Here is a 23656-nt window from a genome sequence, read left to right as displayed (position 1 = left end):
GGCGCGGTCGGCGCAATCGAGCGAGGAGACCGGTTCCGGGCCAAGCGTGGTTGCGGCACTGTTCATGCCTCACTCCCCCTTGAGCGCGATGACGGCCTCGATCTCCACCTGCGCGTCCTTCGGCAGGCCGGAGACCTCGAAGGTGGCGCGGGCGGGATAGGGGGCGCAGAAGAACTCGCCATAGGCCGCGTTGATCTCGGCAAAGCGCGAGAGGTCGCGCACGAGCACGGTGGTCTTGACGGTGCGGGCGATATCCGTGCCGGCGGCGCGGGCGATGGCGGCGATGTTGCGCAGGCATTGCCGCGCCTGCTCGACCGGATCGTCGGAGGCGAAGGCGCCCGTGGCCGGATCGATCGGCAGCTGGCCGGAGACGAAGAGCAGGCCGTTCACGGCGATCGCCTGCGAATAGGGGCCGATGGCCGCCGGCGCATCGGCGGCGGTCACAGCGCTGAGGCCCGCCTTGAGATCGGAAGTGGAAACCATCGTCAGCTCCGTTCTGGTCATCCATGGAAATTCATGCGCGAAGCGCAGCCTTCCATAACAGGTTCGCGCTGCGGGCGCATGCCGCGGCCGGGAATATTCGTGTTCGCCATGCGACATGCAGCCCGGCTCGCCTCAGCGGGACAGCGTTTTCCAGAGGAGCGCGATGCGGCTCGCATCCTCTTTCGCATTGATGGCGAAGACGCTTTCGGCCTGCTGCAGGGCCGTGCGCTGGAGCGCCTCGCGCCGCTGCGCGATGAGCCGCTGCAGGACGACCTGCTCGATGGGCTCGCCGAAATCCTGCGGGGAACGCTCCATCAGCAGGGCGAGGCCCGCAAGGTCGTTTTCGCGGCCGAGCGCCGCGATGATCGGGCGCAGCATTTCCTGCCGGGCGAGCATCGCCTGCGGCCACAGCGGCCTCAGGAGAATGAGGCAGGCATTGAGGGTCTGGGCGCTCTTGCGCAATTCGTGAAAGCCCTTGCCGCCGCCGGTAGCCGACAGGACCACCCCGTTGCCCCGCGTGAGGATGCGCTTCCAGCCATGCGCCACGATCTTCGCCAGCTTGCGCCGGCCGTCCGGCAGGTCGAAATCCGTGAGACCACCCCGCATCTTTCGGCAGGCGGCGATGACCTGCGCGACGTTGGCCTCGAGCGCGGTCTGATCCATGGCCTCGCGCCGGGCGGCGAGGACGGCGGCCACCCGCTTGAAGAGCGCCGCCTCCTGGGGCTTGCGCGCCTCCGTCACCAGCCACTCCCCCGTCTCGGCCAGCGCGACGACTTCGCGCCCTTCGGCGAGGAGGCGGGCGACATCACGCAGGCGCGCATTCTGGTGGCGGAAGAAGGCGGGATCTCCCTCCGCGAAAAGGCGGTGGAAGGCGCGAAGGCGCTTGAGGGCCCGCCGGGCCTCGTGCACGGCATGGTGCAGGCCGCCCGGCTGCTCGGTAAGGAGGACGACAATATCGTCCAGCGCCTTTTCAGCGCCGCCGCGCAACTGCGCGGCCGACAGCATGGAAGGATCGAGACGAAGGATCATGCGGGCGTCTTTCGGCAAATATCGGTTCGCTTCGCCGATAGCATGTTTCCTGCCGGGATGCTTGCTGAAGTCGAAAGCCGCACGGAACCGGCAAGGGCCTATGGTCTCATTTCCGCGTCAGGCTGAACGAGAAATGGCTGCCGCGGTGATAATCGATGGCATAGTTCACCGGCTCGCCCGCCGCGTTGAAACAGGTCTCGGTGATGAGCAGCGCCGGGCCGAAATCGCGCAGGTCGTGGCGCTCGACCACGTCGTCCGGCAGCATCACGGAGGAAACGCTCGCCGCCGACATGCGCGGGCGGTTGCCGTGCTCTTCCAGAAGCGCCATCAGCGAGCCGCTCCAGTCGATGTCGTAGAGGCGGCCGGCGACGATGCTGCGCGGCACGTAGTCGATGCAGTAGAGGATCGGCTCGTCTTCATGCAGGCGGATGCGCTCGATGCGGATCACGCGGTCGGCCGGCCCGAGCCGCAGGCTCTCGGCGACCCGCTTGTCCGGCGCTTCCTCGGCGATGGAGAGCACCTTGTTGAGCGTGCGGTAGCCGTAATGGCGCGCCATGTCGGTGACGCTCTCGAAGACGGTGATCGGCCGGTCGACCTGGACGGCGGCGAGCGCCGAGACGAAGCGGCCGCGGCCATGCTCGACATAGATCACGTCGTCCTGCTCGAGAAGCTTCAGCGCCTCGCGCAGCGCCGGCCGCGAAATGTGGAAGCGCTGAGTGAGCTGCGCCTCGGTCGGCAGCTTGTCGCCCGGCTTCAGCCCCTCCTCGCGGATGAGATCGGCGATCCGGTCCCTGAGCTGGACGGCGAGCGTGCGCGAATCGCGAAGGGGTTCGTCCACCGCATGCCTCGTTGATTGATTGTTCTTCGCTTTTCTTGTCTGACAAATCCTGGGTGGTCAAGCGCTAAGCGTTTCCCGGCATACCTGCGCGATATGGTGCTCTTCCGGCATTTCCTCTCCGCGACCCGGCTTGACACGATCTCTCCACGATGTCAGTTGTCTTACAACTATCTTTCATTCCTATTCGGGGGCAGACATGCTGAATTTTGACGAACAGAGGTTCCTTCGCATCCAGTCGGGCGCCGTCGGGCTGCAGAAGCGGCTGGAGACGGTGATCGGGTCCTGCCTTGCCGCGGGTGCGGAGAACATCTTCTTCCTCGGCACCGGCGGCGCGGCGATTCTGATGCAACCGGCGGCCCAGCTTCTGCAGCGCCGCTCGCGCTTTCCCGCCTTCATCGACATGCCGGCGGAACTCGCCCTCACCGGCTCGGCGAACCTGACGGAAAAGTCGATCGTCGTCATGCCCTCGCTCTCCGGCACGACGAAGGAGAGCGTCGCCCTCCTCGCCATGCTCAAGGAAACCGGCGCGACCGTCCTCACGCTGGTCGGCCATGAGGAAACGCCTCTCGGCAAGGGCGGGGACCATGTCTTCGTGAACTTCGCCGAGGACGACACGTCCTGCGAATCCTTCTACCTGCAGTCCCTCTTCATCGCGCTCGCCATCCTGAAGCATCGCGGCGAGGTCGAGAACCACGACGAGATCGTCGCCGAGCTCGCCCGCATGCCGGAACTCCTGCTGGAGGTGAAGCGCGCCTACGAGCCGAAGGCGGAAGCCTTCGCGAAGGTGCTGGCCGGCTCCGACTACCACATCGTCACCGGCGCCGGGAATGTCTGGCCGGAAGCCTTCTACTACGGCATGTGCATTCTGGAAGAGATGCAGTGGATCCGCACCCGCCCCGTGCACGCCTCCGACTTCTTCCACGGCACGCTGGAGCTGGTGGAAAAGGGCGTCAGCGTCATCCTCTTCAAGGGTGAGGATGCCCTGCGCCCGCTCGCCGAGCGCGTACAGAACTTCGCGCCGGGCTATACCGACAAGCTCACCGTGCTCGACACCGCCGAATTCGACCTGCCGGGCATCTCCCCCGAGGTGCGCGGGCTCGTCTCGCCGGTGCTGCTCGCCACCGTCCTGGAGCGCATCAGCGCCCATCTGGAAGTCATGCGCAACCATCCGCTGACCACGCGCCGCTACTACAAGCGCGTCGCCTACTGATATAGCGGCCCGGCGCCCGGCCATCCGAAGCCGCGAATGCAGGATAGCGCATTCGCGGCTTTACCGTCCCTGGCGTTTCCCGCTATCGCGGGAAAGCTCCGGCTGCACACTCGCTGACATTGCCCTGGAAGAGACCAGCATGACGACCTTCCGCTTCGCCGCCGTCGGCGACAATTGCATCGACCGCTTCCGCCCGTCCGGTCCGCGGGCCTCCGGCGGCCAGTCGTTCGTGGGCGGCAATGCGGTGAATGTCGCCGTGCAGCTTGCCCGTCTCGACCAGGTCTCCTTCTATTTCGGCGCGGTCGGGCCGGACGGGGCCGGGCGGCATACGCGGCGCCTTCTTTCGGAAAACGGCGTGGACGTCACGCATCTTCAGGTGCGTCCCGGGGTGACGGCCTATACGGATATCGAGACCCTTGCCTCCGGCGACCGGGTCTTCGTCCATGAGGATTTCGGGGTTTGCGCCGGCTACCGGCCGGATGCCGACGACATTGCCGCCCTCAGGACGATGGACCATGTGCATATCGGCTGGATGGACGACGGCGGGGCGCTCCGCCGGACGCTTGCGGAAGCCGGCGTCAGCGTCTCGCAGGATATTTCCGTCAATGCCGATCCGGCCAATCTCGGCACCGGCGGCCTTTCCATCGCCTTCGCTTCGGCCGGCGACAACGATGACGTTTGCGAAGCCCTGCTGAAGCGCCTTCTCGACGAATGCGTGCCGCTCGCCGTCGTCACCCGCGGCGGCAAGGGCTCGGTCGCAAGCGACGGCAGGACCCGCGTCGAGGCGGGCATCCGGACGGTCGGCGTGGTCGACACGACCGGCGCGGGCGACAGCTTCATCGCCGGTTTTCTCGCCGCGCGCATCGGCGGCCTGCCGCTTGCCGCGTGCCTTGCAGCCGGCCGCGACCGGGCGGCGCTGACCTGCACCCATGTCGGCGGGTTCCCGCAGGAACCGCAGCCGCTCTGACCGTCATTTCAGGACGAGCCAGCCCGAGACGATGATGATCGCCGCGCCGACGAGCGTGTGCATCTCCACCGGGGTCGCGAAGAGGAACACGCCGTAAAGGCAGCCCCAGATGATCTGGCTGTACTGGAACGGCGCGACCACCGAGGCCTCGCCGACGCGGAAGGCGCGCACCAGCAGCGCATGGCCGCCCAGCATCATCGCGCCACCGGCTGCGGCATAAGCGAGAGCCGGGCTGCCGACCGCCACCAGGCCGCCTGAGACAAGCGCCACGGCGAGGGCGACGGGCGTCATCACCACGAGCACGCTGGCGACGAGCGCCTCGTCCGTCTCGGCCAGCTTGGCTCGGCGCAGGAGGATCAGCGAGAAGGCAAAGAAGACCGCCGAGCCGAAGGCCGCCGCATGGCCGAGATTGAGCGGTGCGACGCCCGGCTTCAGCGCCACCACGACGCCGGCGAAGCCGACCAGCACGCCGACCCAGCCGATGGCGGAGAGCCGTTCGCGCAGCAGGAAGAAACCCAGCACCGCGACGAGGATCGGCGTCAGGAAGGCGATGAGATAGGCTTCCGCCAGTGGCAGGCGCGCGAAGGAATAGTGGATCAGCAGCGTATCGAGCGCGAGCAGGAGCGCCCGCCAGAAGGCGAGCGCCGGCTGGCGCGGCACGAGGCGGCGCGTGCGGCCGGTGGCGAGCGCATGGAGAAGGAGCAGCACGAGGGCCGCGGCGGTGACGAGGAACGTCACCTGCGGCGCGGGGATCGCCACGGCCATGATCTTCACGATGGCATCGGTCGCCGAGAATATGGCGAAGGCCGCGAGCACGAGCAGCGCGCCGCGGCCGTTCGACGGCACCAGAGGCGCGCCGTCGCCTTCACCCGCGGGAACGTCAACGGACATTGAAGCGGCCGAAGCGTTCCTCGATACGGGACTGGGCGTATTCCAGGCAGATCGACAGGACCCAGTAGATCATCGAGGCGGTGATCAGCATCTCGATATGGCGGAACTCGGTCTGGCCCTGGGTGCGGGCGAGATACATGATTTCCCAGACTCCGACGACGGAGACGAGCGAGGAATCCTTCAGCATCGCGATGAACTGGTTGCCGGTCGGCGGAATGATCACCCGCATGGCCTGCGGCAGGATGACGAGCGCCATGGTCTGGCTCGGGCTGAGGCCGAGCGCCGTCGCGCCCTCGGTCTGGCCGCGATTGATGCTCTGGATGCCGGCGCGAAAGATTTCCGTCATATAGGCGCCGTAGCAGAGCGACAGCGCGAGAATGCCGGCCGGCACCGCGCTGATCACATAGCCCACCTGCGGCAGGCCGAGATAGATGATGTAGATCTGCATCAGGAGCGGCAGGCCGCGGAAGAGCGAGGTGTAGAAGGTCGCAAGGCCGTAGATGACGCCGTTGCTCGACAGCTTGGCGATGGCGCCCGCCAGCGCGATCACCGTGGCGATGACGATGGAGATCGCGGAAATGTAGAGCGTCGTCGTCACGCCCTGGGTGATGAGGAAGCCGATCTTCTTGGCGATGAAGGCGAAGGAGAGATCGAAGGAATAGAAGAACAGCATCAGGAGCGCGAAGAGCTCGATCCAGACGCCGATCACCTGCTGGCGCCGGGAGAGCTGGCGTAGCGCCTTCCAGTTGGCCGCGACGATGAGCGCGATCAGCAGGGCGGAGACGAGCCGGCCGGCGGTCGGGTTTTCCCCGAGCCAGTTTGCCGAGGACGGCAGGACATGGCCGATCCAGGCGGAGCTGATGCCGAGGGAATAGAGCACCGCCACGACGATGGCGAGGATCAGCAGCCCGCCCGCCCTGCGCGAGGCTTCGGGATAGGTAAGTATCAGTCGGCCGATCATGGTCCGCCCTCTCCTGCTTCGTTTTCAGTTCCGCATGTCGGCGCAATCTGCCTCAGGCGGCGCGCTCGCGCCACCAGTCCTGCGCCTGGAGCTTCCAGTAGGTGAGCTGCGCCACCGCCAGGCCCGCGATCCCGCCGGCCCAGACGAGACCGAAGGGCTCGTAGAGCCGGTAGCGTTCGCTTTCGCCGAGGATGCCCTCGGCGATGACCTTGCCGCCGATCGCCGTCGTGTTGAGGCCGTGCCCGCCGAAGGCGGTGCAGTACCAGACGCCGGGGGCCATGCGTCCGATCTGGGGCATCAGGTGGCGCGCATAGGACATGAGGCCCGACCAGGCGAGTTCCGTCTTCAGGCCGGCGAGCTGTGGATAGGTGCCGACCATCTCGGCGCGCAGCTCGCGCACGAGGCCCGCCGTCGAGGCCGCATGGGTGGTGATGCGGCCGCCCCACAGCAGCCGGCGGCCGTCGTCGACGACGCGGTAGTAGTCGCCCGCGCGGCGGTTGTCGCCGATGGCATTGGAGGTTGCGATGGCCGAGGCGATCAGCTCCGGGGCCTCCTCGCTGACCATGACATAGGTGGCGATCGGCAGGAAGGAGCGCTTCAGCCGCCCGTTCAGCGCGCCGGTATAGCCGCCCGTCGTGAAGAGCACGTCGCGCGCCTTCACCTCGCCGCCGGCCGTCTTCAGCCGCTTTTCCGCGCCGCCGAGATCGGAAGACGTCACCGGCGACTGCTCGCAGATGCGGCCGCCGAGGCGCTCGATCTCGCGGGCGATGCCGCGCAGATAGTTGAGCGGGTGCATGTGGAAGGCATTGGGATTGCGCAGCGCCTGGAAATAGCGTTCCGACTTCAGCACCGCGCGAACTTCGTCGCGGTCCATGTATTCCAGACGGTAGTCGTATTCCTTCAGGGACTGTTCCGCATAAGCCTTGAGGCTGGCGCCGTCGTCATAGCGCAGCACGCTCATGATGCCCGGCTGCGGCTTGGCATCGTCGATGCCGAGCGTGCTTATATTGTCGCGGATGAACTCGACGCCTTCCATGGAAAGCAGGTGGAGCTGGCGGGCCTTGTCCTTGCCGGCGACGCGGGCGATCTCCTCGCCGCCCGTGGCATAGCCGGGGCTGACGAAACCGCCATTGCGGCCGGAGGCGCCGAAGCCGACGCTTTCGGCCTCCAGCACGACGACGCGCTTGCCGGCGCGGGCAAGCTGAAGCGCCGCGGAAAGGCCGGCAAGGCCGCCGCCGACGACCGCGACGTCGCATTCGACCGTGCCCGAAAGGGCCGTCCGCGCCGTCTGGTCCGCCATGGTTCTTTTGTAATAGGTGTCCGGATAGGCCATGATCACGCTCCCCCTCAGGCATGAAGGGCGCGGGCGATGCCGCCCGCGCCGTCGGTTCAGTTCGCTCAGTCGGCGCTGTAGTCCTTGCCGTACCACTTGGTGGTGAGCGTTCCGAGCGTGCCGTCCTTCTTCATCTCCTCGATGATGCCGCCGACCTTGGCGGTCCATTCCGGATCGACTTTCTCGGCGATCACGACGAGCGGCTCGCGGAAGGCATATTCGCCTTCGAGGACCTTGACCGGATAGCCGTTCTTGATGGCGTTCATCGCGGTCTGTTCGGGCGCGATCACCGCATCGAGGCGCACGCCGTTGCCGAGGCGCAAGTCGTCGAAGGGCAGCATGGAATCGGCGAAGGTGCGAACCTCGCCCGGCTCGAGCTTGTACTCGATGGGCGGCAGGCCCGGCGCGTCGATCTCGAGGCGGCGGTTGATGAAGTCCTCGGAGGTCGTCGCCGTCTCGACGCCGATGACCTTGCCGTTGAGGTCCGTGACGGTCTTGGCGTCGCTGTCCTTGTGGACGACGTAGACATAGGGGCTGTAGTAGTAGATGCCGACGAAGTCGATCACCTGGGCGCGGGCCTTGGTGGGCGTCACCGAGCCGACGCCGAGATCGTAGCGGCCCTGCCAGCGGCCGCCGGTCAGCGTCTGCCAGTCGGGCGTCTCGAAGCTCACCTCGACGCCGAGGCGCTTGGCGATCTCGCGGGAGACGTCGATGTCGAAGCCGACCATCTCGTTGTTGTCGTCGAGGTAGCTCTGGGGCGGCCAGCCGCTGTTGGTGGCGACGACCATCGCCTTCTTTTCCATCACGCGGTCCAGGGTCTGGCCGGCATGGGCCGAGACGGCGGCTGCGACGAATGCGGCGCCTACGGCCAGTCGCATGAAGAGCTTTTTCATGTGGTCCTCCTTGTGATCCGTCAGCCGGGATCCCCATTTATGTAAGATGTCTGACAACTGAGTGTGGCAAGACCTCCTTCCCCGAGTCAAGCGGGCTGAGCGTGCGACCCATGAAATAATCGGATGAAGGCATGTCGGTGAGGGATGACGCTTTACCGGCGAACAACGGAGATGCCGGCCCTCAGGCTCCACGGGAATTTGCGCGGACGGCTTGCCGAAACGCCCGCCATGTGGTCTTCGAAACGGGTGAACTTCATCCCGGCAGGCAAGGCTGACTTTGCAGGAAGAGACGACCACCGACGACGCGCCGAGCCCGCGCATGCTCTCCTGGGCGCGCAACTCGACGATCTACCGCATCGAGCGGCGCATGCACACGGAAAGGCAGCTCTTCGACGCGATCGCCCGCAAGGCGCGCGAGAAGTTCGAGGGCATCAGCGACGGGCAAGTCCGGGCGCTTGCGGATTTCGCGGTGAAATTCGCCTATGACAACAAGGCGCTGGACGACAAGGCCTATGCCGAGGCGGCCAGCCGTTCTGGCATGCGAAGCGGCAGGTCGCGGCGGGCCGTCGCCCGCAAGCTTTCCCAGAAGGGCATCGCTGGCGACACCGCGACGGCCGCGGCGGCCGAAATCGACGATCTTCTTGCCGCACTGGTCCTTGCCCGCAAACGCGCCTTCGGCCCCTTCCGCAAGGTGGAGCTCGACGAGAAGCGGAAAGCCAAGGAATTCTCCGCCTTCACGCGCGGCGGCTTCGGCTTCGACGTCACGCGGCAGGTGCTTTCCATGTCGCGGGACGAGGCCGAGGAAAGGCTCGGCGCGGGCGGCAGCCTCATGGCCTGAGCGGCCGCGGGTCATCCCGCATCAGATGACCGCATAGGCGAAGAGGACGCCGATGATGACGATGGCGACCAGCCCGCTCAAGAAACATTGATCGGCAAAATTCTCGAGGCGACGGCTGAGCGCCTCGTTGTCCTCGTATCGCAGCGAAAGATAGGACGTCACCGCGCTTGCGAGAAAGACCAGCGCCGAAAGGGCGGCGTATTCGTCCACATGGCTCATCCCGCCGCGATTCTCGTTCAATTTCACGAGGCCGATCAAGGTCATGCATATGCCGATCATCGTTCCCGAGGTCGGCAGGATATGATGGGAAAGGGAAACGCCGGAGCGCTTGTTGTTTGCAGACATCGCCATCTCCGCGGCTGAGCGACCACCCGGTCGCCCGCGCCTTTAAGACGGCGGCCTGACATTTTGAAGGCAGCGCCCCTTATGGTGCGATCTCGACGACGTCCTGCAGCCGCACCAGTTCGAAATCGCTGATCAGGACATCCACCCGCAGCCGCCATTGCCCCGGCAGCGGCAGGACGGTGGTCTCGGCCCGCCACAGACCGTCAGGCGACAGGGAGGCCTTGCGCCGCAGCGGCTCGACGCCGGCATTCGGCTTGGAGAAGACGAAGGTCACTTCCTTCGCCTCCATGGGGGAGAAGTCCGGCGCGAGGATCACGGCCGAGACATCGACCGGACCGGCACGCGCCGGATCGATCGTCACTTCCGCCATCGCCTTGGCCGAATGGATGTGGATGGAGACCGGCGGCGCAGCGGCGACGGCAAGCGCGCGCGGCGGCGGCGTGAACCGCCACGTCGCCGCGACCGCGAGGATCGCGAGCACCACCAGCGTTTCCAGCAGGACCATGCGGGACAGCCGGCGCATCGCGCGCGCTTCCCCTGCATGGGCGGGCCCGGTCAGGACCCAGCGATTGACCGCCACGATAGCGAACAGCACCAGCACCAGCGCCAGCTTGACGAGCAGCACCTTGCCATAGGCCGTGGAGAGAAGCGCCGCCGGATGCTCGACCTGAACGACGGCGAGCAGGACGCCCGCGACGACCAACACCGCCACAACACAGGGAACGAGCCGGGCAAACCGGTCCAGCGCCCTGCGCCCCGCATCGGCCCCTTCCCGCAAGGCGCAGACGAGCGGAACGAGAGAGCCGGCCCAGAGGGCGATCGTCAGCGCGTGCAGGAACACGGCGGGACGCATCATCCATTGCGGGCTCGCCGCGCTTGCATGGCCGCTCAGCGCCAGGGCAGCGCTGCCGGCGACGAGGGCGACCGCCGACGCCGTGCGCCCGGCGGCATTCCACCGCAAGCCCGCCAGCGCGACGAGGAAGGCGGCGCTCAGGACGGCGACCGTCCAGCCGAAGCTCGTCCCCAGTCCAGCCCGCAAGACGGAGGGGTCGATGATATTCGAAAGCGGCCGGCCGAGGGCGTCGAGCCCCTGCAGGCCGGCGGAGACGAGCGTTGCGGCAAGACCGATCGCCATCGCCGCGCCGGCGATCCGCCGTCCGCCCTGCCCCGCCGGGATCAGCCAGCGGATGACAAAGGCGCTGCCGATGCCGAGGAAGAGGCCGATATAGAGCCCCGTCCGTGCCAGCCAGAGCGCTGCGCGGACAAGCCGGTCGACGCCGTCCCCCGCCGAGGGCGGGGATGCGCTCGGCGTGCCGATCGAGAAGATCGTCGATCCCGAGACGGGATGACCGTCCTCGGAAACGACGCGCCAGGTGAGGACGTAGGTACCGTTCTCGAGCCCCGCGGGCGGGGTGATCTCCAGGGTACGGTCGCGCAGCACGAAATCGCGGAGCGGCGAGGCAACGCCGCTGGGCAGGACCAGCCGCAGCACGAGCGGAGACACCGGCTCGCTGAACGACAGCGAGAGCGTCTTCGGCGCGGCATCGAGCACGGCATTGTCAGCCGGCGAGGCGCCCGTCAGGGCGGCGTGCGCCATGGCCGCCGCCGTCAGGCAGCACCAGAACCAGCCGGCTAGCAGCCCCAGCACGGCGGATCGGCAAAGACTGCGGTTTCGCACGGTCAACCTCCGAATTTCCGGTTCGGGCCGGCGCCCGGCGGCACCGGCCCGCATCGCTTAGTGACCGCCCGCCGCTTCCAGCAGCTTGACCTCGGGCGCCGGCAGTTCCAGGTCGTCGGCCGACTGGCCTTCCGCCGGGATTTCGATCCAGCGCTCGGCAAGGCCATCGCCGCATTCCTGCACGACGGGGAAATAGAGCGTTTCGCCCGCCTTCAAATCCTTCGTCAGATAGACGCGCAGCACGAACTCGTCATATTCGTCGTCGCCGAGGCTGCCGCCGCTCCACACGATCTCCTTCACGCCCTCGCTCGTCGGGGTGCCGTAGTAATCGTAGGACTTGTCATAGGCACCCTTGACCTTCTCCAGGGTCCATCCTGCCTTGGGCTGCGGCTTCACGGCAATGACCCCTTCGGGAATCTTGACGCGGACGACATGGGTCGGCTTGCCTTCGCAGCCATGCGGCACCTGGAAAATCGCCCGGTAGGTCGAGCCCACCGGCGCTTCCCGCACTTGCAGCGAGACATGCGCAAGGGCGGTGGATGCGCCGAGGACGAGAAGAGCCGTCGCGGCAAGGGTCTGTTTCAACATTTCGGTCTCCGATGCTGCCGGTCACTCTGCCGGCAAGGAATGGAATAAGGATGTTTTCCTGAAAGAACGCGCCGTCCCCGGGCCCGAAGGGCGATGGCCCTCCGCGTGCCGCGCCGATTGCCGGCGCTTTCGCGTCGGGCGGAATCGATCATGCGACTGGAGAAGACGGTGGTGGCTCGGCGATCAGGCGGCGAGCGGCGGCGCGCGCGGATTGCCCGGCAGACGATCCAGCATGGACCGCAGATGCAGCACCTTCCTTGCGACGATGCGCTGCGAGGGCTGAATAAGCGGATTGAAAAAGATCGCCGCAGCCCTGTCCGTCGGCACGAAGCCGAGCGCCATCGTGCAGGCGATCGTGCAGCAATCGGGAAGCGGCGAACGGTCCCTGTTCTGCCCCGGCTCGGGCGCATGGCCTGCGGCGCCGGTGATGCAGAGCGGATTTCCGAAGCTGTCCAACGCCGGCGTAGCGGCGTGGGCGGCAAGGGCCGCGGAGCCGAGAAGAGCCTGCAACGCGAGAAGGATGGCGACAGCGACTGCCACCATGCCCGATCTGCCTCGTTGCCCGCGTTTTCTCATCTTGCCCTCACCCCGGCAGTCATATCAGCCCCGCCGGGGCGTGAACAGATACGGGAGCAGGTCCTCGTTGTCGCACCGGGCAAGGGGCGGGAACAATGATGCTGCGGATTCTTTCGCCCGAGAACGAGCCTCCAGGTTCATCGCCTCAACGACGCAATGGACCAGCGCGATCTGCAGGGCGGAATCGTCACAAGATCGGTCAGGTTGTTGGCGGGAAGGCCGAAGTATAGGCAGCGAGCGGTGGAAATCGGCCGGCTCTTTCCCGGAGCGGGGCCGATCCCGACTTCAGGCCGTAAGGTCGATTTCCATGCCGATGCCCTTTTCGCGGGCTCTTGCGACGACCAGGTCGCCGATCGCCAGATCCTGCACGGCAAGACCGACGGAATTGAACAGCGTGATCTCTTCAGCCGAAGTCCGGCCCAACGCGGCACCGGTAATGACGTCGCCGATCTCGGTCGCGGCCTGTTCCGCGGTGATCGCGCCGTCGGCGATGGCAAGGAGAAGGTCGCCGGAATCGTGCATCGCCATCGGGACGCTGTCGAGGAAGACGCGGCCCCTCGCCATGCCGGCGGAATCGATCTCGCGATGATCCGGGCGCGGCGGCGCGCCGACGGCATTGATGTGCTGGCCCGGCTTGAACCAGGCGCCCTTCACATGCGGCTCGCGGGAAGGGGTCAGCGTGCAGACGATATCGGCCTCGGCGAAGACATTCTCCGGCGAAGCGGCGCCCTCCAGCACGAGTTCGGGACAATCGCGGCCGACGCGTTCGATGAAGCGGGCGACGGTGGCGGCCGAGCGCGACCAGACCACGACGCGCTCGATCCCGCGCACCTCCCGGATAGCGCGAGCATGCTCGACGGCAAGGTCGCCCGCACCGATCAGCCCGAGCACGCGGCTGTCGGGACGCGACAGGTGGCGCGTGGCGACAGCGCTCGCGGCGGCCGTCCGGATGCGGGTGGGAATCTGGCCATGGAAGATCGCCACCGGCGCACCGGTCGCCTGCGAGACGAGCAGCGCGATCGAGCGCTGCATGGGAAGGCTGCGGCCCGGATTGTCGGGAATGTCGGCGAGCAGCTTGACCACGGCAAGCCCCTGCCGGTCGGCAAGCGCAGGCATCGCCAGGAAGGCTCCGCTGCTGGAGGGAAGCTTCATCGCGACGGCCGCCGGCTGCGCAGCCTTGCCGCTGGACATGTCGGCGTGAGCCGCTTCCACCGCCTCGATGACCTCCGCCATGGTGACCAGCCCTTCGATCTCGGACCGGGAAAGCACGAGGGTCGTGCGCGGATCGGTTCTGTTAGCGGCTTCCATCGGCGTTCTCGCTGGCTCGGGTGATGTCGGGAATTCGTATCATGCAGGAAGGGCTCCTCCGCCCTTCGCGATGACACGCTACGGCCATATTGTATGCAATGTCAATTGTGATTTGATTACATATAAGCCGAAGCTTGATACCAAATTTCTCCGCCGAGAGTGGTTCTGGCGGCGGCAATTCCGACGAACCAAGGGCGTATGGCTTGCGAAGTTACGGGCGATCTTGAAATGGCAAGAAGCCCGAATCAGGCTAGCATGGTCAAAATCATCGTATGCAAAACAAGGATACGTATTAAAGTTACAGTGGTACGCGAGCCTAACGCAAGAAGCCCACGGCATTGACGCCCTCGCAGAAATCGGCGCCGGTGGCGGCCGGCAACGCCAGCCGCCGAGCGACGGTCAGATCATGCCGCCATTGGCGCGGAGTGTCTGGCCGTTGATCCAGCCACCGTCCGGTCCGGCGAGGAAGGCGACGGCGGCGGCGATGTCCTCCGGCGTGCCGAGGCGCTCCAACGGGTTCATCTTCGCCATGCGTTCGACCAGCTCGTCCGACTTGCCGTTGAGAAAGAGGTCGGTGGCCGTCGGGCCAGGCGCGATGGCATTGACGGTGATGCCGCGGCCACGCATCTCCTTGGCCATGATCGCGGTCAGGGTTTCCACCGCCGCCTTGGTCGCCGCATAGACACCATAGGTCTCAAGCTTCAGGCCGACGACGCTGGTCGAGAAATTGACGACGCGTCCACCGTTGCGCAGACGCCTTGCCGCCTCGCGCAGCGTGTTGAACGTGCCCTTGAGGTTGACATCGATCTGACGGGTAAAATGGGCATCATCCGCGTCGGCCAGCGTCGAGAGCATCATGACGCCGGCATTGTTCACCAGCACGTCGACACCGCCATAGGCGGCTTCGGCGCTGTCGAAAAGGCGGCGCACGGCCTGCGCATCGGAAACGTCGCCCTGCGCGATGACGGCCTTGCCGCCGGCCTGCTCGATCCTGCGCACGACGCCCTCGGCGGCGCTCGCATTGCCGGCATAGTTGACGATGACGCTGAAGCCGTCCCGGCCGAGCCGCTCGGCAATGGCCGCGCCGATCCCGCGCGATGCCCCGGTGACGAGGGCAACCTTGTTCTGGTTCGTGGACATGCTCTTCTCCTTCGGTTTTTCGCAACGCGTGTGTTCGATGAAGGAGACATTGCCACTTTCTGAAATGCGGATAATCGGCCATTATCCGGCTTCACTTTCCGAAGTAAGAGAACAATGGAAATGGACAAGCTGGAAGCCATGCGGGTCTTCACCCGCGTCGTCGAGCGCCGCAGCTTCACCCTTGCAGCGAAAGATACGGGACTGCCGCGATCGACGGTGAGCGATGCGGTGAAGGATCTGGAAGCACGCCTCGGCGTTCAGCTCCTCCAACGCACGACGCGCCATGTCAGTCCGACGCTGGACGGGGAGGCCTATTACCGCCGTTGCCTCGCGATCCTTTCCGATATCGAGGATGCCGAGGGCGCGTTTGCCGGCGCAAAGCCGAAGGGGTTGCTGCGCGTCGATGTCCACGGCACGCTCGCGCGCCACTTCGTCTTGCCGAACCTGCCCGACTTCCTCATCCGATATCCCGACATCGAAATCTATATGAGCGAGGGGGATCGCCTGGTCGATCTCGTCCGCGAAGGCATCGACTGCGTCCTGCGGGTCGGCGCGCCGCAGGATAGCGACATGGTGGGACGAACGGTCGCCATGCTCGACGAGGTCACGCTGGCCGCCCCAGCCTACATCGCCCGCCACGGCACGCCGCAGCATCCCGATGCGCTCGACGGCCACCAGATGATCGGCTTTCGCTCCAGCGCCACGGGCGGCGTGCTGCCGCTCGAATTCGTCGTGGGTGGAGACTTGCGGGAGATCGCCCTGCCCGCCACCGTTTCGGTAAATGCGGCCGAAAGCTATGTCGCCGCCGCCAGGCTTGGTCTCGGCCTGATCCAGATTCCCCGCTATCATGCGGAGGTGGCGATTACGGCGGGGGATCTCGTCGAAGTGCTTGCGGACTTTCCGCCCACGAGCACGCCGGTCTCGCTCCTCTACCCGCGCAACCGGCAGCTTTCGCCGCGCGTGCGCGTGTTTGTTGACTGGATCGTCTCTCTCTTCAAGCAGCGCGGTTGAAAAGGACGCATCACAAATCGTCTCTACCGAGACCACCCGCATGAACGACGGGAGAGCCGGTAACCTCTCTGTCCAGCACCGTATCTGCCGTATCGTGCAATACGGCCGCGCACCTAGACGACACCCCAGGCGCGAAAACGCCCCCTGCCCGTCATCTCGCGCAGCCCGAGTTCGCGGATGATGCGCAAGGCCGCCTGCGGGGTGACGTCGAGCGCCCCGGCGACCATGCCGGCCGAAACCATCGGCCGTGCCAGGACCAGATCGATGAGGCCGGGCAGGTTCGAAGACGTCCGCCGCCCGACGAGCTTGCGCTCCATCATGGTGCGCGCCAGCGTCAACCGGTCATGCTCCTTCAGCCCCAGTTCCGCGGCCGCGCCAAGGGCATGCAGCATGGCCGAGATCCTGATGTCACGATCGGCGTGCCGGCGCCGATCGACAGGAATGCTCTTCAGGCCGAGATTGAAGGCCGCGAGATGGGTGCCGGTGGTAAGTGCGGCCTGGCGCAATATGCTGCCGGCAAGCTGCCGGCCGAGCCAGGCCCCATGCTGCAGGACGCCGAGAACATTCCACGCATCGAGGGCGAGCACCGCCTGCAGCACTGGCGGCAAATTGCCGATCTCGGCCAGCACGGCACGCCATTCCTCCAGACGCGCATCCTCATCCCAATCCGCCTCGTAGACGAGCGCCTCCCGCTCGCGCACGCGACCGGAAGCCTTCGTCTCCGCCATCATCGCCTCCGACCGCGCCAGCAAGGCATCGATCGCCGCAAGCTCGCGGGCCAACGGATCCGACATATCCTCGCCGACATCGTCGCTCCCCTGCGCCACCGCCACAGCATCCGCCGCCCCTCCCCCGCCGTCACGGACTGACTGGCCGCCATCAACCCCACCCGCCCTGCAAAGGTTGTTCAGGCCTTGCGCCGACAAGGCCCAATCGGCTGGCTGCGCGGCGATACGGCGCCGGGTTCTGAGGACGTCGGACGCAATGGTCAATTCATGGGTGGGAGCGCGAACGTCATGCGCCGCATCATGCAGGACGAGATCCTCGAGATGGACGAGCTCACCATCGATCCAGAGCGATGCGCAGGCATCCGTGAAATGCATGCGCTCGATCCATCCCTGACCGACAGGGGAGCGGGCAACCCGCTCATCGAGGCGCGCCAGCGCCACTTCCGCGTAAGAAAGCGGCTGAAGCAGGCGTTGGATAGGCAATTTCGCAAGATCGTAACGCATTGAATTCATGGTAAACGATTTTCCAAACGAACGCTATGTGGGCGATAACGTTCACCACATGAGGTTTCGCTGAGAAGAGGACCAGGAATAATGAGAGGGGATACTCGGATCTCGGCGTGCAGTGGCCGTTCCCGTCGGTGAGACCGTGTAAATTCACACGCTCCGACTCACCTCGTTCCGCTAATGACACCATAGAGACGTTTACGAACGATTGATAGACTTCCGTCCATATAAGGGTTTGCGAGATCGTCGATATGCCCGGCCATCAGGCACCTCATGGAGCGCTATCGGTTCGCCACCAGAGGCAAAGCACTGAATAGTCCAGTTGCTTTCTATAGTAGCGAGCAAGGATGATCAGCGGTAGCGCTGCCGCCAACGGTGCCTGCCCTCCCCTGCTCGTCATCCCACCGGAAGGGCAGATCTGGTCGCCTGGAACAAACGGCCATTCATCATCCTCAACTTCTCACCCGCAGGCCCAGCGGATCGTACAGCGGCTCCAAGTGAATGGTCGCAGGTGTGCGCTCCATCGCGACGACGAGCTCGTAAACGCCGTCTTTCAGGAAGGCATCGTCCACGCCTTCCGAACGGCAGACATAGCCGTAGCCGATGCCCTTGCCGATCGTATCGCCATATCCCCCACTCGTGAGATATCCCACCGGCTCACCGTTTCGCAGGATCGTCTCGCGGCCGAGAAGGAGGATGTTCGGGTCGTCAACCGTAAAGCCGACGAAGGCCTTTCTTTGCGGTTGCCCCTTTGCGGCCTCAAGCGCAGAGCGGCCGAGAAAGTCTCCCTTCTCGCGCAACTTCACCGCCCAGCCGAGACCGGCCTCGAAGGGCGTATCGTTCGGCGTGATATCCGCTCCCCAAGCCCGATATCCTTTTTCGAGACGCAGCGATTCAAGCGCGCGATAGCCGACAGGCCGGATATCGGATGACATCCCCGTCTTCATCAGCACGTCGAAGACATCGCTCAAAGCGTCCATCGGCATGTGCAACTCCCATCCGAGTTCCCCGACATAGGTGATGCGCAATGCACGAACGGAATGACCGGCTATCGCAATCTCCCGCACATGGCCGAAGGGAAAACCGGCATTGGACACATCCGCATCCGTAACCGCCGCAAGCACCGTCCGCGCCTTCGGCCCCATCAGTGAGAGCACGCCATACTCTTCCGTCACATCATGGAGCGTGACATCTGAGCCTGCTGGAATATGGTCCGCTATCCAGCCAAGATCATGCGTGCGAAAGCCGGTGCCTGTCACAATATAGAACGCGTCTTCCGACAGTCGCGCAATTGTCAGGTCCGCGGCAATGCCGCCGCGGCTGTTGAGAAGCTGCGTATAGGTGATGCGGCCTGCCGGCCTTGAAATGTCATTGGCGCAAATCCAGTCGAGGGCCTTCACGGCATCCGGCCCCCTCATCTCATATTTGGCAAAGGACGACTGATCGAAAATACCGACCGCTTCGCGCACGTGCCGATGCTCCGAGTTTACGGCGGTAAACCAATTCTGCCGGCCCATGGAATAGACGTCTTTCGCCGCCATCCCCTTCGGCGCAAACCAGTTCGGCCGCTCCCAACCGAGCTTCGAGCCAAAGACTGCGCCCTGCCCTTTCAAGCGATCATAGAGCGGCGAGACGATACGCGGGCGGCCGCTCTCGTATTCCTCATGCGGATAGGCGATCGCATAGTGCTTCCCATAGGCTCCCAGCGTGCGGTCGAGCACCCATTGCCGATCCCTGTGCAGGTCGCTGAACCGGCGGATATCGACGGACCAGAGATCGAGCGGCGCCTCCCCGTCGACGATCCACTGGGCCAGCACCCACCCTGCCCCGCCGCCGGAGGCGATGCCGAAAGCGTTGAAACCCGCCCCGACGAACATGTTCCGGCATTCCGGCGCAGCCCCCAGAATGAAGTTGCCGTCGGGCGTGAAGCTCTCCGCGCCGTTGATCATCTGCCTGACGCCGACATTCCCCAGCGCCGGCACCCGGGCGATCGCCTCGACCATATGCTGTTCGAAATGATCGTAGTCGTCATCGAACAGCCGAAAGGCCCAATCGGCCGGCACGTCGCCGGTCGTCCAGGCCTGTGGGTTCGGCTCGTAGCCGCCCATGACCAGGCCGCCGACTTCCTCCTTGAAATAGGTACGCCGGTCCGGATCGCGCACCGTGGGCGCATCCACGGCGAGCCCCGGAAGCCGCTCGGTGATGATATATTGGTGCCTCACCGGTTGGAGAGGCACATTGACGCCCGCCATCGCCCCGACCTGCCGTGCCCATTGACCCGCGCAGTTGACCACCGTCTCGCAGGCAACATCCCCCATCGTCGTGCGCACCTTGTGGATTCGCCCATCCTGCAGATCGAAGCCGGTGACGCGCACGTGCTCGAAGAGCTTCGCGCCATGCATGCGGGCGCCCTTGGCAAGCGACTGCGTGATATCGGATGGGCTCGCCTGCCCATCCGTCGGCAGGAAGCTTGCGCCCACGAGGTCGCCGACCTCCATCAAAGGCCAGAGGGCTTTCACGTCTTCCGGCGACAGCAGATGCATGTCCATGCCGAAGCTTCCCGCCGTCGTGGCAAGGCGGCGGAACTCCGTCCAGCGATCCCGGTTCGTTGCGAGCCGAAGGCAGCCCGTCATCTTCCAGCCGGTCGCAACGCCGGTCTGGTGTTCGAGATCCTTGTAGAGATCGACCGAATATTTCAGCACACGGGTGATCGAAGCCGACGAGCGCAACTGGCCGACAAGACCGGCGGCATGCCAGGTGGAGCCGGAGGTCAGGGCCTCCTGCTCCAGAAGAATGACATCCGCCTTATGGTCGCGCGCGAGATGAAAGGCCGTCGAGCAGCCGATGATGCCGCCACCAATGATGACGATAGCGGCATGGGAAGGCAGGGTCATTTGAGGCGTTTCCCGTAGGTCGTTCGGTAGTGATCGAGCGCCTCTTCGAGGCGGACAAGATTGCTTGCCGCATGGCCGGCATAATCCGCACCGGGCACGGCAAGATGCAGTTCGGACACCATCGCCCACATGGATTCGCGCAGAAGCGAGGCGCATTGCATGGCAGCATGCGCACGCCGCATTTCGAAGGAAGGCCGAGAGCCGGAATAAACGGTCAGAAAATCCTCGGCGATGTCTGCGGGCAACTCGGCATTGGATGTGACGCCGGCAAGATCGAACATGGCCGTCGAGAAGCCGGCATATTCGAAATCGATCAGCCAAAGACGCTCCCCATCATCGAGGATATTGGCGGGAAGGAGGTCGTTGTGGCCGAAGACGATAGGCAGCGGAAGCTGTGCCGCCTCCAGTTCCTCGGCCAGTTCGAGATAGGCCGATACCTGCCGAAGCATACGGCTGCCGCCAATCCTCAGCGTTCGGGCATAGTCCCGCACCACATGAAAGGGCCAGAACAGGAAAGCCGCGCCCTCGACCTCCCTTGGCATGATGATATGAAAGCGGTGCAGGAGGTCAGCAATCCGGCGATAATCGCTGGCCACGTCACCGGCGCAGAGCGGTCGAGCGCCCAGATAGGCTGAGACCATAACGCCTTGTGCGGAATAGAGAATTTCCGGTCCGAATCCTGCGGCGTGCGCTGCCCGCGCCGTCATGAGCTCTCGGTCGCGATAGACATGATGGAACGGATAGTCCCGCCCGAACCGAACGACGTGCCGCCGTGCCTGATCAGCCACCAAATAGCTCTCATTGCTGATGCCGCCGGGAAGGCGCGAAATTTCTATGGATCCGCGCCAGCAGGGCAGGGCGCGAATTCGCTCCTCAACGACGCGGTCGAGCCCGTCGCCTTCCATCGATGCTCCTCCCGCGGATCGGCTGGTTGCGAGGCCCCTCTCACCGCGGCCGAAGTCCCTTGCCGGCTCTTTCGCCTTATTAGCGCAATGTCATGCTCTCCCTGGGTCGCTGTCAATCGGGCGCGTGTGGTTTTTTATGTTTTTATGACTGATTATGCGGCTTTTCTTGCAAGCAGGTCCGTAAAAGCTTATGAAAATAGGCGTACTCTGCGGAATCCCACGAATATGAACTACTCCAAGCGTCACAGTGACATTCTTCGCCTTCTCCAGCAGGACGGAACGGTGTCCATTTCCGACTTGGCAAGAAGGCTCGATGTCTCGCTGGAAACCGTTCGCCGCGATATCAAGCCGCTGACGAGCAGCGGAACGGTCGTGAAGATGCACGGCGCCGTGGCATTGCCCTCCATCCTCGGCGAGGCGCCGTTCGAAAAGCGCATGCGGGAGAACAGCGATGCAAAGAAGGCGATCGCCGTCGCCATGGCCGCGACGATCCGCGACGGCGACTCGATCATGCTCGATACGGGCACGACGACCAGTTACCTCGCCCGCGAACTGCTCGGCCACCGCCGCCTGACCGTCGTGACCAATTCCTCGGATATCGCGCGCACGCTGTCCACCATCAACGATAACCGCGTCTATATGGCGGGCGGCGAGCTGCGGAGCGACAACGGCGCGGCCTTCGGCGTCTCGGCAATCGAATTCATCAGCCACTTCACCGTGGGCCATGCGGTCATAACGACGGGCGCGATCGATGCGGAAATCGGCGTGATGGATTACGATCTGGAAGAGGCCGAGTTCGCCAGAGCCGTCGTTTCCCGCGGCAAGCGGGCCGTGGTCATTACCGATCATACCAAATTCGGCCGACAGGGCCTCGTCCGGGTCTGCGAATTCGGCGCGCTTACCGAGCTCTTCACCGATCGGATACCGCCACGCGATATCGGTTCGGCGCTCAAAACGGCCGGCGTCACCGTGGTTCTCGCGAGCTGAGTTTACCGCCGTAAACGACAGCGCCGGCGTTCTTCGCCGAGCCTATTCCGGAAGGCGGGCATCGCCCAGATCGATATTCAGGAAGGATGCCATGGCATCGGCGACGATCGCATGGTCGATGCGCTCCGGCACGCCTGAGACGGTCACCGATCCGACGCAGCCCAGCTCGGCAACGAAAAGCGGAACGCTGCCGCCGTGGGTGGCGAAATCGGCATAGGAGAGATTGCGCGCCTCGACCTGGTCCCGGCCGGAAAGCGCAAGGCGCCTGCCGACGAGATAGGAAGCGCTCCATAGGCGCAGTACCGTGTTGCGCTTGCGGCGGATCCATTCGGCATTGTCGGTCGTGGTGCCGGGCAGGGCCACATGAAAGAGCGTCCGGTCCCTGAGCGAGATGTCGATCGCCACGCCCGCGCCGCGGGCAAGCGCCACCTCGCGCACCCGGTTGCCGAGCGCCCATGCGTCCGCCGGGCCGAAGCTGGTAAAACGCAGCAGGCGTTCCTGTTCCTCCAGCCGCCGGATATCCTCTGCAATCGCTTCGGTCATGACCATCTCCTTCGAATACGCTGACGATTCCTATCGGGAGTTTCCCGCAAGAGGAAGAGGCATTGACGGAGATCAAGCTTGCCTTGCGCGGATACGATAGAGTAGGGGCTAAAGCATAGCCATGGAGCTTCCATGCCCGACGGTCTTTTCGTTCCCGCCATCCTCGCGCTGCTCTTCACGCCGGGGCCAACCAATACCCTGCTGACTGTCGGCGCCGCTGCGCGGGGCTGGCGCGCGAGCCTTCCTCTTCTTCTTGGCGAGCTCTGTGGTTATCTTGCTGTCGTCATCCCTTTGACGACTGTTGCCGCGCCTCTTTTCAATGAGCATCCACCGCTCGCCACGAGCCTTCGCGTTCTCGCTGCATGCTGGGTGCTGTTTCTGGCGATCCGGCTGTGGCGCGTTTCAGCGGCAAAAGCGACTGAAGGGCCAACGTCTGCGGTCACGGTTCGCCAGGTTTTCCTAACGACGATGCTCAATCCGAAAGCACCGATCATCGCACTCGCGATCATGCCGACCGGGAATCTCATGGAGATCGCGCCGGCACTCGGTCTCTTCAGCCTTCTCGTCCTTTGCGCGGGAGCAAGCTTCCTGGCATTGGGGAGTATCGCCGGGCGGGCACCGATCGTTTCGCCACGCCTCGTCTATCGCGTGGCGGCCATCTTCCTGGTCGTCTTTTCGGTCGGGCTTGCCGGCAGCGCGTCAGGCATGCTCTGATCAGACATCCTCGGCGTGATGCATGCGAAAGAGTTCCTGCTGCACCTCGTCCTGAAAGGCCAGGACGGCGGTGCGCGCCTGGTTTTCGCTCGAACCGAGCTTGCGCAGTTCTTCCGCCAGCTCCCGGCACACCCTTATCCAGTAGAGGCGCGCATCTTCTCCCTGAAGCCCGTCCAGCTCGCCGGCACAATGGCGGATCTGGGCTGTCCGGCGTTCGGCCGGAAACGGAACGACGGTATCGGTGGCGATGGAACGGCGGCGCGGCTGGACCGAGGCGAGTGGCGGCATT

Annotated in this window: 24 protein-coding genes; 6 read left to right on the top strand and 18 right to left on the bottom strand. The window is 64.9% G+C overall.

The window, feature by feature from the left end:
* Positions 1–69 precede the first annotated feature (69 nt).
* The 3 genes from ACZ48C_RS23635 to ACZ48C_RS23625 form a co-directional block, all read right to left on the bottom strand.
* Positions 70–483, bottom strand: coding sequence for a Rid family detoxifying hydrolase (locus ACZ48C_RS23635; RefSeq protein ID WP_464783939.1), 414 nt, complete (start codon positions 481–483; stop codon positions 70–72).
* A 132-nt stretch (positions 484–615) separates the two neighbouring features.
* The gene (locus ACZ48C_RS23630; protein ID WP_464783183.1) at positions 616–1512 is read right to left on the bottom strand and encodes a CHAD domain-containing protein; all 897 of its coding nucleotides are present in this window, start codon (positions 1510–1512) and stop codon (positions 616–618) included.
* A gap of 106 nt (positions 1513–1618) precedes the next feature.
* Positions 1619–2350 (bottom strand): GntR family transcriptional regulator, encoded by a 732-nt coding sequence (locus ACZ48C_RS23625; RefSeq protein WP_119255433.1) that lies wholly within the window; start codon positions 2348–2350, stop codon positions 1619–1621.
* Between the two features lie 196 nt (positions 2351–2546).
* Here ACZ48C_RS23625 and ACZ48C_RS23620 point away from each other — a divergent pair, with 196 nt between their 5' ends.
* Together ACZ48C_RS23620 and ACZ48C_RS23615 are read left to right on the top strand one after the other, a co-directional pair.
* On the top strand, positions 2547–3560 hold the full coding sequence (locus ACZ48C_RS23620; protein ID WP_464783182.1) for an SIS domain-containing protein: 1014 nt from the start codon (positions 2547–2549) through the stop codon (positions 3558–3560).
* 139 nt (positions 3561–3699) lie between these two features.
* Positions 3700–4527 (top strand): PfkB family carbohydrate kinase, encoded by an 828-nt coding sequence (locus ACZ48C_RS23615; protein ID WP_464783181.1) that lies wholly within the window; start codon positions 3700–3702, stop codon positions 4525–4527.
* A 3-nt stretch (positions 4528–4530) separates the two neighbouring features.
* Here ACZ48C_RS23615 and ACZ48C_RS23610 read toward each other — a convergent pair whose 3' ends face one another.
* The 4 genes from ACZ48C_RS23610 to ACZ48C_RS23595 form a co-directional block, all read right to left on the bottom strand.
* Positions 4531–5418 carry a DMT family transporter gene (locus ACZ48C_RS23610; protein ID WP_464783180.1) on the bottom strand — a complete coding sequence of 296 codons (888 nt, stop codon included), beginning with the start codon at positions 5416–5418 and terminating at the stop codon, positions 4531–4533.
* Entirely contained in the window at positions 5408–6379 is a 972-nt protein-coding gene (locus ACZ48C_RS23605; protein ID WP_119255429.1) for an amino acid ABC transporter permease, read from the bottom strand. The genes ACZ48C_RS23610 and ACZ48C_RS23605 overlap by 11 nt, the downstream gene beginning before the upstream one ends.
* A gap of 52 nt (positions 6380–6431) precedes the next feature.
* Positions 6432–7712 (bottom strand): NAD(P)/FAD-dependent oxidoreductase, encoded by a 1281-nt coding sequence (locus ACZ48C_RS23600; RefSeq protein WP_464783179.1) that lies wholly within the window; start codon positions 7710–7712, stop codon positions 6432–6434.
* A gap of 65 nt (positions 7713–7777) precedes the next feature.
* Positions 7778–8605: a transporter substrate-binding domain-containing protein gene (locus ACZ48C_RS23595; RefSeq protein ID WP_119255427.1), complete on the bottom strand. Its 828-nt coding sequence runs from the start codon at positions 8603–8605 to the stop codon at positions 7778–7780.
* Positions 8606–8882: 277 nt separating this feature from the next.
* On the opposite strand from ACZ48C_RS23595, the gene recX reads away from it, so the two are divergent.
* The gene (gene recX / locus ACZ48C_RS23590; RefSeq protein ID WP_464783178.1) at positions 8883–9443 is read left to right on the top strand and encodes a recombination regulator RecX; all 561 of its coding nucleotides are present in this window, start codon (positions 8883–8885) and stop codon (positions 9441–9443) included.
* A 21-nt stretch (positions 9444–9464) separates the two neighbouring features.
* Here recX and ACZ48C_RS23585 read toward each other — a convergent pair whose 3' ends face one another.
* The 6 genes from ACZ48C_RS23585 to ACZ48C_RS23560 form a co-directional block, all read right to left on the bottom strand.
* Positions 9465–9788 (bottom strand): hypothetical protein, encoded by a 324-nt coding sequence (locus ACZ48C_RS23585; RefSeq protein ID WP_464783177.1) that lies wholly within the window; start codon positions 9786–9788, stop codon positions 9465–9467.
* A 79-nt stretch (positions 9789–9867) separates the two neighbouring features.
* Positions 9868–11466: a copper resistance CopC/CopD family protein gene (locus ACZ48C_RS23580; protein ID WP_464783176.1), complete on the bottom strand. Its 1599-nt coding sequence runs from the start codon at positions 11464–11466 to the stop codon at positions 9868–9870.
* 57 nt (positions 11467–11523) lie between these two features.
* A complete protein-coding gene (locus ACZ48C_RS23575) occupies positions 11524–12054 on the bottom strand; it encodes a YcnI family copper-binding membrane protein (RefSeq protein ID WP_318913214.1) in 531 nt (176 codons plus the stop codon).
* 183 nt (positions 12055–12237) lie between these two features.
* The gene (locus ACZ48C_RS23570; protein ID WP_464783175.1) at positions 12238–12597 is read right to left on the bottom strand and encodes a hypothetical protein; all 360 of its coding nucleotides are present in this window, start codon (positions 12595–12597) and stop codon (positions 12238–12240) included.
* Between the two features lie 318 nt (positions 12598–12915).
* Complete coding sequence (locus ACZ48C_RS23565) at positions 12916–13938, bottom strand: ornithine cyclodeaminase family protein (RefSeq protein WP_464783174.1); 1023 nt, start codon at positions 13936–13938, stop codon at positions 12916–12918.
* A 399-nt stretch (positions 13939–14337) separates the two neighbouring features.
* Positions 14338–15078 carry an SDR family oxidoreductase gene (locus ACZ48C_RS23560; protein WP_464783173.1) on the bottom strand — a complete coding sequence of 247 codons (741 nt, stop codon included), beginning with the start codon at positions 15076–15078 and terminating at the stop codon, positions 14338–14340.
* A 120-nt stretch (positions 15079–15198) separates the two neighbouring features.
* Between ACZ48C_RS23560 and ACZ48C_RS23555 the strand changes: the two genes are divergently transcribed.
* On the top strand, positions 15199–16089 hold the full coding sequence (locus tag ACZ48C_RS23555) for a LysR family transcriptional regulator (RefSeq protein WP_464783172.1): 891 nt from the start codon (positions 15199–15201) through the stop codon (positions 16087–16089).
* A 113-nt stretch (positions 16090–16202) separates the two neighbouring features.
* Here ACZ48C_RS23555 and ACZ48C_RS23550 read toward each other — a convergent pair whose 3' ends face one another.
* The 3 genes from ACZ48C_RS23550 to ACZ48C_RS23540 form a co-directional block, all read right to left on the bottom strand.
* Entirely contained in the window at positions 16203–17330 is a 1128-nt protein-coding gene (locus ACZ48C_RS23550; protein ID WP_464783171.1) for an RHE_PE00001 family protein, read from the bottom strand.
* A gap of 446 nt (positions 17331–17776) precedes the next feature.
* Positions 17777–20218, bottom strand: coding sequence for a GcvT family protein (locus ACZ48C_RS23545; protein WP_464783938.1), 2442 nt, complete (start codon positions 20216–20218; stop codon positions 17777–17779).
* Positions 20215–21123, bottom strand: a complete 909-nt coding sequence (locus ACZ48C_RS23540; protein WP_464783170.1) for a phosphotransferase — start codon at positions 21121–21123, stop codon at positions 20215–20217. Before ACZ48C_RS23540 ends, ACZ48C_RS23545 begins: the two co-directional genes overlap by 4 nt.
* A 225-nt stretch (positions 21124–21348) precedes the next feature.
* Between ACZ48C_RS23540 and ACZ48C_RS23535 the strand changes: the two genes are divergently transcribed.
* Entirely contained in the window at positions 21349–22110 is a 762-nt protein-coding gene (locus ACZ48C_RS23535; RefSeq protein WP_119255416.1) for a DeoR/GlpR family DNA-binding transcription regulator, read from the top strand.
* A gap of 42 nt (positions 22111–22152) precedes the next feature.
* Here ACZ48C_RS23535 and ACZ48C_RS23530 read toward each other — a convergent pair whose 3' ends face one another.
* A complete protein-coding gene (locus ACZ48C_RS23530; RefSeq protein ID WP_464783169.1) occupies positions 22153–22653 on the bottom strand; it encodes a heme-degrading domain-containing protein in 501 nt (166 codons plus the stop codon).
* 132 nt (positions 22654–22785) lie between these two features.
* On the opposite strand from ACZ48C_RS23530, the gene ACZ48C_RS23525 reads away from it, so the two are divergent.
* Positions 22786–23367 (top strand): LysE family translocator, encoded by a 582-nt coding sequence (locus ACZ48C_RS23525; RefSeq protein ID WP_464783168.1) that lies wholly within the window; start codon positions 22786–22788, stop codon positions 23365–23367.
* Here ACZ48C_RS23525 and ACZ48C_RS23520 read toward each other — a convergent pair whose 3' ends face one another.
* The gene (locus ACZ48C_RS23520; RefSeq protein ID WP_318913199.1) at positions 23368–23655 is read right to left on the bottom strand and encodes a DUF6074 family protein; all 288 of its coding nucleotides are present in this window, start codon (positions 23653–23655) and stop codon (positions 23368–23370) included.
* Position 23656 lies beyond the last annotated feature (1 nt).

It is taken from the genome of Shinella sp. 1A1 (genome assembly GCF_055379515.1).
The sequence above is the reverse complement of the archived record's forward strand: the minus strand, read 5'-3'. Positions and strand labels throughout refer to the sequence as shown.

Coding starts and splice junctions, on each gene's coding strand:
- ACZ48C_RS23620 (WP_464783182.1), top strand. CDS start 2,547: ATGCTGAATTTTGACGAACAGAGGTTCCTTCGCATCCAGTCGGGCGCC.
- ACZ48C_RS23635 (WP_464783939.1), bottom strand. CDS start 483: ATGGTTTCCACTTCCGATCTCAAGGCGGGCCTCAGCGCTGTGACCGCC.
- ACZ48C_RS23595 (WP_119255427.1), bottom strand. CDS start 8,605: ATGAAAAAGCTCTTCATGCGACTGGCCGTAGGCGCCGCATTCGTCGCA.
- ACZ48C_RS23585 (WP_464783177.1), bottom strand. CDS start 9,788: ATGTCTGCAAACAACAAGCGCTCCGGCGTTTCCCTTTCCCATCATATC.
- ACZ48C_RS23630 (WP_464783183.1), bottom strand. CDS start 1,512: ATGATCCTTCGTCTCGATCCTTCCATGCTGTCGGCCGCGCAGTTGCGC.
- ACZ48C_RS23535 (WP_119255416.1), top strand. CDS start 21,349: ATGAACTACTCCAAGCGTCACAGTGACATTCTTCGCCTTCTCCAGCAG.
- ACZ48C_RS23570 (WP_464783175.1), bottom strand. CDS start 12,597: ATGGTGGCAGTCGCTGTCGCCATCCTTCTCGCGTTGCAGGCTCTTCTC.
- ACZ48C_RS23545 (WP_464783938.1), bottom strand. CDS start 20,218: ATGACCCTGCCTTCCCATGCCGCTATCGTCATCATTGGTGGCGGCATC.
- ACZ48C_RS23565 (WP_464783174.1), bottom strand. CDS start 13,938: ATGGAAGCCGCTAACAGAACCGATCCGCGCACGACCCTCGTGCTTTCC.
- ACZ48C_RS23610 (WP_464783180.1), bottom strand. CDS start 5,418: ATGTCCGTTGACGTTCCCGCGGGTGAAGGCGACGGCGCGCCTCTGGTG.
- ACZ48C_RS23530 (WP_464783169.1), bottom strand. CDS start 22,653: ATGACCGAAGCGATTGCAGAGGATATCCGGCGGCTGGAGGAACAGGAA.
- ACZ48C_RS23555 (WP_464783172.1), top strand. CDS start 15,199: ATGGACAAGCTGGAAGCCATGCGGGTCTTCACCCGCGTCGTCGAGCGC.
- ACZ48C_RS23525 (WP_464783168.1), top strand. CDS start 22,786: ATGCCCGACGGTCTTTTCGTTCCCGCCATCCTCGCGCTGCTCTTCACG.
- ACZ48C_RS23560 (WP_464783173.1), bottom strand. CDS start 15,078: ATGTCCACGAACCAGAACAAGGTTGCCCTCGTCACCGGGGCATCGCGC.
- ACZ48C_RS23605 (WP_119255429.1), bottom strand. CDS start 6,379: ATGATCGGCCGACTGATACTTACCTATCCCGAAGCCTCGCGCAGGGCG.
- ACZ48C_RS23615 (WP_464783181.1), top strand. CDS start 3,700: ATGACGACCTTCCGCTTCGCCGCCGTCGGCGACAATTGCATCGACCGC.
- ACZ48C_RS23520 (WP_318913199.1), bottom strand. CDS start 23,655: ATGCCGCCACTCGCCTCGGTCCAGCCGCGCCGCCGTTCCATCGCCACC.
- ACZ48C_RS23600 (WP_464783179.1), bottom strand. CDS start 7,712: ATGGCCTATCCGGACACCTATTACAAAAGAACCATGGCGGACCAGACG.
- ACZ48C_RS23575 (WP_318913214.1), bottom strand. CDS start 12,054: ATGTTGAAACAGACCCTTGCCGCGACGGCTCTTCTCGTCCTCGGCGCA.
- ACZ48C_RS23550 (WP_464783171.1), bottom strand. CDS start 17,330: ATGAATTCAATGCGTTACGATCTTGCGAAATTGCCTATCCAACGCCTG.
- ACZ48C_RS23540 (WP_464783170.1), bottom strand. CDS start 21,123: ATGGAAGGCGACGGGCTCGACCGCGTCGTTGAGGAGCGAATTCGCGCC.